The sequence below is a fragment of the Streptomyces sp. NPDC093586 genome (genome assembly GCF_044764905.1).
GTDB lineage: Bacteria > Actinomycetota > Actinomycetes > Streptomycetales > Streptomycetaceae > Streptomyces.
The window spans coordinates 1-8,510 of the sequence record NZ_JBIWJA010000078.1; the positions used below are offsets into that span (position 1 = coordinate 1).

General features: G+C 69.9%; 10 protein-coding genes. 7 read left to right on the forward strand and 3 right to left on the reverse strand.

The features are described 5' to 3' along the window. A partial coding sequence (locus ACIRFH_RS36175) for a contact-dependent growth inhibition system immunity protein (RefSeq protein ID WP_403530723.1) occupies positions 1–192 on the forward strand: 192 nt, incomplete at its 5' end. 144 nt (positions 193–336) lie between these two features. On the opposite strand, the gene ACIRFH_RS36180 is transcribed toward ACIRFH_RS36175, so the two are convergent. Continuing rightward, positions 337–531, reverse strand: a complete 195-nt coding sequence (locus ACIRFH_RS36180; protein ID WP_403530726.1) for a transposase family protein — start codon at positions 529–531, stop codon at positions 337–339. A gap of 72 nt (positions 532–603) precedes the next feature. Further along, entirely contained in the window at positions 604–1,512 is a 909-nt protein-coding gene (locus ACIRFH_RS36185; protein ID WP_403530728.1) for a DUF3152 domain-containing protein, read from the reverse strand. Between the two features lie 164 nt (positions 1,513–1,676). Between ACIRFH_RS36185 and ACIRFH_RS36190 the strand changes: the two genes are divergently transcribed. From ACIRFH_RS36190 to ACIRFH_RS36210, 5 genes are all read left to right on the forward strand, one after another. After that, positions 1,677–2,363: a response regulator gene (locus ACIRFH_RS36190; RefSeq protein ID WP_381204638.1), complete on the forward strand. Its 687-nt coding sequence runs from the start codon at positions 1,677–1,679 to the stop codon at positions 2,361–2,363. After that, the gene (locus ACIRFH_RS36195) at positions 2,360–3,907 is read left to right on the forward strand and encodes an ATP-binding protein (RefSeq protein ID WP_403530731.1); all 1,548 of its coding nucleotides are present in this window, start codon (positions 2,360–2,362) and stop codon (positions 3,905–3,907) included. Before ACIRFH_RS36190 ends, ACIRFH_RS36195 begins: the two co-directional genes overlap by 4 nt. Further along, positions 3,904–4,485 (forward strand): hypothetical protein, encoded by a 582-nt coding sequence (locus ACIRFH_RS36200; protein ID WP_403530734.1) that lies wholly within the window; start codon positions 3,904–3,906, stop codon positions 4,483–4,485. The genes ACIRFH_RS36195 and ACIRFH_RS36200 overlap by 4 nt, the downstream gene beginning before the upstream one ends. Positions 4,486–5,282: 797 nt before the next feature. Continuing rightward, entirely contained in the window at positions 5,283–5,504 is a 222-nt protein-coding gene (locus tag ACIRFH_RS36205) for a type II toxin-antitoxin system VapB family antitoxin (RefSeq protein WP_203591804.1), read from the forward strand. Next, positions 5,501–5,911, forward strand: coding sequence for a PIN domain-containing protein (locus ACIRFH_RS36210; protein ID WP_403530737.1), 411 nt, complete (start codon positions 5,501–5,503; stop codon positions 5,909–5,911). Before ACIRFH_RS36205 ends, ACIRFH_RS36210 begins: the two co-directional genes overlap by 4 nt. 763 nt (positions 5,912–6,674) lie before the next feature. Here ACIRFH_RS36210 and ACIRFH_RS36215 read toward each other — a convergent pair. Further along, complete coding sequence (locus ACIRFH_RS36215; protein WP_403530740.1) at positions 6,675–7,241, reverse strand: Uma2 family endonuclease; 567 nt, start codon at positions 7,239–7,241, stop codon at positions 6,675–6,677. Between the two features lie 524 nt (positions 7,242–7,765). Between ACIRFH_RS36215 and ACIRFH_RS36220 the strand changes: the two genes are divergently transcribed. Further along, the gene (locus tag ACIRFH_RS36220; protein ID WP_403530743.1) at positions 7,766–8,374 is read left to right on the forward strand and encodes a hypothetical protein; all 609 of its coding nucleotides are present in this window, start codon (positions 7,766–7,768) and stop codon (positions 8,372–8,374) included. The last annotated feature ends 136 nt before the right edge of the window (positions 8,375–8,510 follow it).

Genomic DNA, 8,510 nt, shown 5'->3' on the forward strand with positions numbered 1-8,510 from the left:
CGCCTCACCGGCGAGCTCCACGAACTGCTCGCCCTGGCCCTCGAGGAGTCCGACTACGCCCTCGCGATGGCCGAGCTGGGCATGGAGACCGACCCGCCCCCGCCGTACACCCCGAGCGGCTGGCTGGCCCACCTCGCGGACGGTCTTGGCGGATCCGAGGCGGATTACGGGCCCGGACCGGCCGCAGGCTGACCGTATGCCCTCTTCGCTCATTTCGCCCTGGCCATCGGCCGACCCCGCTGCCTCGCCTGCTGCGTGGTCGAGAGGCGGCCAGGACGAAGCGCGACGTCCGGACCGGTCTGGACGACAAGACAAGCCCCTGGTCACTGAGTGTTTTCAACGCTGACGCTCCAGGGCGAGGACGGCTGCGGCGATTGACGACAGGCGGTTCGGGCTGCATCGGGCTCTGCGGAAGATCCGCCAGGACTTCAGTCCTGCGACGTCCCGTTCGACCGGTGCTCGTGCCGCTGACAGTGCCCGGTTCGTCGTGCGCCGGGTCGCTGTGAGTTCACCGTGGTGCCGGCAGTTCATGGCCCTGGGCGCGGGACATGACCGAGCTGTACGGCCGTTCGCAGTGACGGCCGGCCTCGGGACCGGCGCCGGTCATACGGGCGGCCCGGTGACGAAGTCACCGTTCTCGTCGTAGGGCCAGGCGTTGGCGACGCAGCCGTGCAGGCCCTTGATCTGCTGCATCATCACGGGGGCCAGTCGCCCGGCGCCCCCGCAGGTCACGTGCGAGTGGCCGAGGAAGTGCCCCACCTCGTGGTTGATGATCAGCGCCCGGTAGTCATGGATCGGCCCGTCGAAGGTGGGCGAGCCCTTGACCCAGCGCTTGAGGTTCACCACCACCCCTCCGGGTACCTCGCAGTTGTACTCGCCTCCGGTGTCCTGCCGGATGCCGGCCCAGCACAGGGCGTCCGCCGTCGCCGGTGTCGCGATCTTTATCGTGATGTCGTGCGGCGATCCCGCGCCCACCAGCTGGAACGCGTTGTCCGGGTCGTGGGTCCAGCCCCGCGGGGCGGCGAGTATCCCGGCGATCTCGTTCGCCGCCTGGGACGGCGAGACGTCGAGGCCGGTCTCGACCTCCACGACGTAGCGCACCGAGCGGGAGCCGCTGCCCACCTTCTCCCCACTGGCCCGCGCGGTGACGAACCTCCCGCTGCCCGTCGGGGGAACGTCGATCTCGGTCCGGCTCGCGGTGGGAGAGGGAGAGGGGGAGGGGGAGGGGGAGGGGGAGGAGGGGGGCGGTGTGGGAGTGGGGGTGACGTGCGTGCTCCGCGGGTGCGGCGCACCGCCCGACGCGTCGCTCCGCCCGCCTTCCAGCAAGTACGCCGCCGAACCCAGCAGGCCGGCGGTCACCAGCAGGATGGTCAGCAGGCTCTGGCCCCGGCGGCGCGGCCGTTCCCGGCGATGGGCGGACCGACGTCGGCGGCCGGCGCGGTGACCGGCGCGGTGACCGGCCGGGGTGCTGCCGGTGGCGGGTGCGGATTGCCGCTGTCGTGCCGAATGCATGGCAGCTCAATCTGGTGATCCCAGATGATCCCCATGAGCCGGTGCCGTCACGGAAAGATAACGACGCCCCGCGTTCCCCGGCCCATGTGATCGTTGTGTAACGGCGGTCGGAGAGGGACCTTCCTCGGAACGGTCACCTCGTCCGGTCTGCCTACACTGCCGAAATGCCACGGGTCCTGATCGTCGAAGACGACTTAGATGTCCGCAGGGCCGTCCAACTGGGTCTGCGACACCAGGGGCATGAGGTCTTCGCCGTGGAAACGGGGGAGGAGGGGCTGGAACAGCTCCACCCCTTCCGGCCGGACGTCGTCGTACTCGATCTCATGCTGCCCGGCATGTCCGGCCTGGACGTGTGCCGCCGGATCAGGGACCGCGACCAGGTGCCGATCATCATGGTGACGGCCCGGGGGGACGACGTCGACGTGGTCGTGGGACTGGAGACCGGTGCGGACGACTACGTGGTGAAGCCCGTGCAGGCCCGGGTGCTCGACGCACGGATACGGGCCGTACTGCGCAGACAGGACGCGTCGCTGCCGGACGGCACCCGTCCCCGGGCGGAGACGCACGGCGAGCTGGTCGTCGACCGCGCCGGGCTCGTGGTGACGCACCGCGGCGAACCCGTCACCCTCGCCCCCTCCGAACTGCGGCTGCTGCTGACCCTGTCGGCCTCGCCCGGCCAGGTGTTCAGCCGCCAGCAGCTGCTGGAAGCGGTCTGGGAACACAGCTACCACGGCGACATACGGCTCGTGGACGCCTGTGTGAAGCGACTGCGCAACAAGCTCGGCGAGGGCAGGAATCCCCGTTACGTGCAGACCGTACGCGGATTCGGTTACCGCTTCGGCACCTCATGAGCGACCGGACGTCCGCCGCCGTACCGGGTGCCGGCCCCCGGTGGTTCCTCCGGGCGGCACTGGCGCGCATCCCGCTCCCCCTGCGCGGCCTGCGCCCCCGCCTGCTGACGTCCTTCGTCCTGGTGGCCATGGCCAGCTCCCTGGGCACCGGGGCCCTCGCCTTCCGCGAGGCGCGCACGGGGGTGCTCCAGCAGAGCCAGGACTCCGTCATCAACCGGTTCCGTACGAGCGTCGACGCCGTCGCGCCCTCCATCCCCCTCGCCCCGAACCAGTCGGACCTCCAGTTCGCGGTGGACCAGGTGCTGTACGCGAACAGCGCGTCGGGCTGGCGGATCATGGCCGCGTACGGCGGCCACCGCGCCTATGCGCCGAGCGCCGGTTTCGTCGAGCTGAGCCCCGAACTGCGCCGGTCCGTCCGGGAGCGACGTGTCGCGGTGTTCCAGCGGATGAACGTCGACGGGCGCCCTCGTCTCGTCGTCGGCATGCCCGTCACGTACACCTCGGGCGAGGGCACGGAGCCCAGGCTCTCCGGGCTCGTGATGTACCTGGAGGTCCCGCAGACCACCGAAGAGGGGTACGTCGAGGCCATGGTCAGCGGCATCGAGCGGGCCACCCTGGTGGCCCTGTGCCTCGCCGTCGTCCTGGCGCTGCTCGCCGCGAGCGGCGTACTGCGTCCCGTACGGGCGCTGCGCCGGGCGACGCGCCGGATGGCCGCGGGGCATCTCGACGTCCGGCTGGACGTCACCGGCTCCGACGAACTGGCCGACCTCTCCCAGTCCTTCAACGAGACGGCGGCCGAACTGGAGCGAACCGTACGGGAGCTGCGCCGCCTGGAGGCCCAGGGGCGCCGCTTCGTGGCGGACGTCTCCCACGAGCTGCGCACGCCGCTGGCGGCGATGTCGGCGGTCACCGACGTGCTGGACCTGGAGGGGGAAGGGGAGACCGGTGAAGCGCTGCGGCTCATCAGCGAGGGAACGAACCGGCTGAGCGGACTGGTGAACGACCTGATGGAGATCTCCCGTTTCGACGCGGGGGCGGCCGAACTCAACCGGGACGAGATCGACCTGGCCGAGTCCGTACGGCGCACCGTCGCCTCCCGGTGGCGGCAGGATCAGGTGGAGACCCGGCTGCCCGGACCGGGTGAGCTCCGCGCGCGCGTCGATCCGCGCAGGCTCGACGTGGTGACGGCCAATCTGATCGGCAACGCGCTGCGGCACGGAGAGCCGCCCGTGCGGCTGACCTTGGGGGTACGGGTGGACGAGGCGGGCATGGCGTGGGCCGTCATCGAGGTGACCGACAACGGGCCGGGGATCGCCGAGGAGGACATGCCGCACATCTTCGAGCGGTTCTACAAGGCGAGCACCTCACGGGCCAGGAGCGAGAGCAGCGGGCTGGGTCTGGCCATCACGGCGGAGAACGTGCGCCTGCACGGGGGGCGCATCCGGGCGGCGAACCTTCCCTGGGGCGGTGCGGTGTTCACGGTCGAACTCCCGCTGCACCGCGCCGGCACCGACGCCGGTGCCGGCGGCGGGAGCACCCGGTGAAGGGCTCGCGGACGGCAGCGCTGCTGTCCGGGCTCACGGCCGCGGCCGTGCTCACAGCGTGCGGAGTCCCCCCGTCCGGTGTCATCGAGGCCGGTGCGCCGGCGAGCGGCATGTTCTCCCCCAGCGCGTCACCACCCTCGACGCCCGCCACCGTCTCCCTCTTCTTCCTGCGCGACGGGAACCTGACGCCCTATCCCCGCCGGATCGACGACGCCGGGGACATCGAGGCCGTCGTACACCTGCTGTTCGAGGGGCCGGCCGCGAACGAGGCCGCGACGGCCACCACGGAGCTGCCCCGCCTGACGGACGCGCCACGGGTGGTGGTCGCCGACGGCATCCTCTTCGTCCAACTCCCCGGTGGGACGGCTCCGCTGAGCCGTCGGGCCATGTTCCAGCTGACGTGCACGGTGAACCACGCGGAAGCCGACGGCGGCACCGCGCGCCCTTCCGCCGTGTCCGTCAACCTCCATGTGCTCGGGGACGGATGGACGATGACGCAGTCGGACCACGCGTGCCCCGTCGTGTCCCCTTCGCAGGAACAACCGGAAGCACTGACCTCGCGGGAGCCCTCCGGCTGACCACCGGACGGCCCCCACGCGGGACCGGAACCGGCCTTCCGGCCACGGTCGCCTGCCTGACCGCGCGGTGGCCACCACGGCGACGCTCCCCCTCGTGAAGCACCCAACGACCTCCCTCCGCGCTGTGACACTGCCTTCGCGGGGCCGGACGTCGACACCGCAGGCCCGCTTCGGCGCGGTACGGATTGTTCGGGCACCCGGTCCACAGCCGTGAACAACGCTTCCTGAGGGGTTCCGGCCTCCGGTGCGCCTCCTTCGGCCGGAAGCGACGTGGAACCCGCACGGCCGTCGGTCTCCCAGCCGGCTCCCGCTCCTGCGAACGGCCGGTCCTCCGAGGAAGTCGCGCTGGTCTGTCAGCACTCCGGCGAGGAGCGACAGCGCGACATGGCCGCCGGGCTCGACGACATGGTCCGCGCCGGGCATGCGCAGCAGATCGGGACTCGCCGCGGCGAGATTCTCCTCGGCGAGGGCGTGCAGGGGCAGACTGTCGGGTGCGGTCACCGTGCTGATCTCCTTGCTGACCTGCACAGGTCCGTACCGCGACTGCGGGCGTGAGTGCTTGGTGGCACCGCTGTTGACCGTGGTTGTCCGCTCTTACGGGCACGCTGTGGGCACGGGCGTGACCAGTAGTCGGGCCGCACGGCGCACAACGCCTGCACCGGACGGACCGCATCGCCTCCGGGGCTGATCCGGAGGGCCTGTCGCGACTGCATGCACCGGGAGCCGACACGTGGACCGGCCAATGTTGGTGACGTATTCTTCTATGTACATCATCAACATTGCCTGGGAGGTGCGGTATGTCCGTGACCCAGATCGACATCGACGACGACGCCCTGGAGCGCGCCATGGCTCTGGCCCGCGTCCGGACCAAGAAGGAAGCGGTCAATCTCGCTCTGAACTTCTACGCCGAGCAGCAGGAGCGTGCGGCGCGCATCAGCCGTCACTTCGAGCGTGCCCGTGAGTGGGGTGCCGTCGAGGACGCCGAGCGTCTGCACAGGGCGGAGAAGCACAGCCGGTGATCTACCTGCTCGACACGTCCGGCCTGGTCCGGCTGCTCCGCGAGCCGAAACTGCAATCGGCCTGGTACGACGCGATCGATGCCGGGGCCATCGCCTCCTGCTACGTGCAACGCACCGAGTTCCTGTACAGCGCCCGGAACCGTCGCGAGTACGACGAGATCGCGGAAATGTTTTCCGACCTCTATCCCGATGCGGCGGTGCCGAAGAACGCAGGGCGTTGGATCAGCGCGGTGCAACACCGTATGGCCCAGGCCGGGGAGCATCGCAGTGCTTCGGCAGTAGACCTCGTCATCGCAGCCACTGCCGCCCACCACGGCCTGGCTGTCCTCCACGACGATGCCGACTACAGCACCATCGCCCGGCACGCATCCGACCTGACCGAGCACAACATCCACGACGTCGTCTGACGTGCCTGTGTCGCCCGACAGGTCGTGTACGGGGGTTTCGCGAACACGTGGCCTTTGTGCGGTGGCGGGCTGACCGGCAACGTGGCATCACGAGCGGCCCGGGTCACCGCAAGGCCCCGGACCTGGGCCGGAGGCGATGGACGCGGCACTCTGCTGCGCCTACGGAAGAACTCCTCGTCCTCGCCGCGTAGGCGCCCCATCGCAGCCTTCACGCAGACAGGCCCTCTCGGCATGCCGAAGTGACCTTCATGAGTCCCGAGTTGGCAGCTCTTCGTCCGTCACGATGCCCTATCCGTCACCCTCCAGGTCAGCCATGCTCGCCAACCGGCGACACTCGTTCCGACGGTATGCGGTGCGAGGCACCCGAGAAACTGTTGGGGAACCCTCGAAAAACACAAGCCCCAGGCCACTGACCTGGGGCTTCAAGAAGAGCGGGTGACGAGAATCGAACTCGCGCTCTCAGCTTGGGAAGCAACGGTGCTCGGGTGGTTGCACTGCCCCTGACCTGCGGGTACGCGCTCAATGATGATGGTGTCGTCCTTCGGGTCACACTCCTGTTGACCGTGCTTGTCCGCGCCGAAGGGCACGCGGTGGGCACGGCATCGTCGAGCGGTTCGACCAGAAGTGCGGAGGCGTCAGTGCAGGCTCTGCGCCTCCGTGATCTTCTTACCCGAGAAGCCTCGGTTGCATCCGCACGTGATCCGCAGGAGCCTGCCGGGCGCAATGCCGCAGACCCAGCCCCTCTGTCTGCCCTGCAACCGGTTCAGACCTGGCCGAGGTCGATCTCCGCCGCGAAGGGGGCGGTGATCTTCAAGATCCCGGTGAACACGTCCCCGTCCCGGTAGGTCCTCGTCGCGGGGTCGAGCAGGTACGTATACACCAGCGGTGTGCCCGTCGCGGCCTGCTCGATCCGCCAGTAGAAGCCGATCCCGGCCTTGGCGTACTGGTCGACCTTCACGATCCGGTCGGTGGTCTCCGAGCCCGGCGACACCACCTCGGCCACCAGCAGTACGTGCTCGGGCCGGGTGGGCGTGACGTCGATCGTGTCAGCGCGGTAGACGACGACGTCGGGGCGGCGATTGGTCAGCGGGACGTCCTGGAGCCGGACGTCGAAGTCCGTGTCGGCGTTCCAGTCCGGGCCCGCGGCGGCGTCCAGGGCGTTCGCCAGGAGCCGGGCCAGCCGGTTGTGCCGCTTGGAGGCGCTGGGGCTCACGACGACCATTCCGTCCACGATCTCGATGCCGGCGCACTGCTCCTCGGACCACGCCTCGTACTCCTCGGCCGTGATCTGCTGGTGCATCCACGCCGGGGCCACCATCTCGGCAGTCATGACACGCCTCCCGGACACTGTGCGGCGGGCCCGATCCCGCTGCACTCAGCGTACTGACTCCCACGCGCCGGGGTGGCTCGGAGACCCCGGTCGCCTCGACGCTTTCCCTTGTCGAGTGGAAGCGGCGTGCTGTGCTCATGAGTACCGGGCTTGACCCACCACGCTGCCGCTCCGGCGCCGGCCCGCGATTCGTTCAACGGCTCTGCCACCACACCAGGCCGCACCCGACAAGAGCAGAGCCCGCAGCCGTGGCGACGCCGCGTACGGCAGCGACCAGGGCGGCACGCCCCAGACGACGAGCGGTTCGCTGCCGCCTTCGTTCCGTGAGCTTGCTCATCGGGATCTCCTCCGGTCGGTCTCGTCGCTGCTGCGAGCTGGCGGCCCGAGTTCCGTGCGGTGGTGGGGAAGAGACCCGGCCGGGCGGGAGGACCGGGCGTTTCGCGTTCTACGCTGCTGGCCGACGAGGTGCCCGCTGTGCCCGCTGCGGGCGGTCCCGGGTACTGCGGCCGGGAGGAGGAGCGCGGGTGAGCGGTGAGATCGAGCCCGTGCGGCGGCGCGGCCGGGAGGCAGCCCTCGACGCCGGTGCGTGGACGGCGGCAGTGGAGATGTACCGCAACCGGTATTCCTTCGTCGCGGTCGGCCCGCGTGCTCACGAGGACTGGCTGCCCGACGTTGCTGCGCTGATGCGCCGAGAGGTGGCCGATCCCCGTGGCTGGTCCGGCAGGGATCCCGAGCAGGGAGAGGAGGAACTGGACGAGGACCCCTCTTTTCCCTTCCGGGTTCCGCCGGCGGACGAGGCCGGAGCCGCGCAGTGGCGCAGTCGGCTGTTCGAGATCCCGCGTCGTGCCGTCGTACGGCTACTCGTCATGCTGGCTACGGACGCCATGGACGTGTCGCGCCAGTACGGCTTCGCCGACCGCAGGGCGGGCATGGAAGAACACGCGCGGGTGATTCTCTCGCGCTTCCCGGAGGGCTCGCGGTTCTTCACGAACACCCGTCACGGCGGCGACCACCCCGACTTCTACGAACGCGTCACCGGTTGCTGGCCGATGACTCAGTACACCTGGGACTTCGGCCTCGTCGCGGTGTCCCGTGAGGAAGTCGGCCTCGTCTGGTCGTTCGACGCTAGCTGAAGTGGACGGACATGACCGTAAGGACCCGCTCGGCCACCTATCCCGACCGGAGAACCGCTCACTGGGCCACCCAGCAGGTGGTGACCGGAAACGAGCAGAGGATTCACCGCTGGCTCGCCCAGGGCACCCGTGCTCG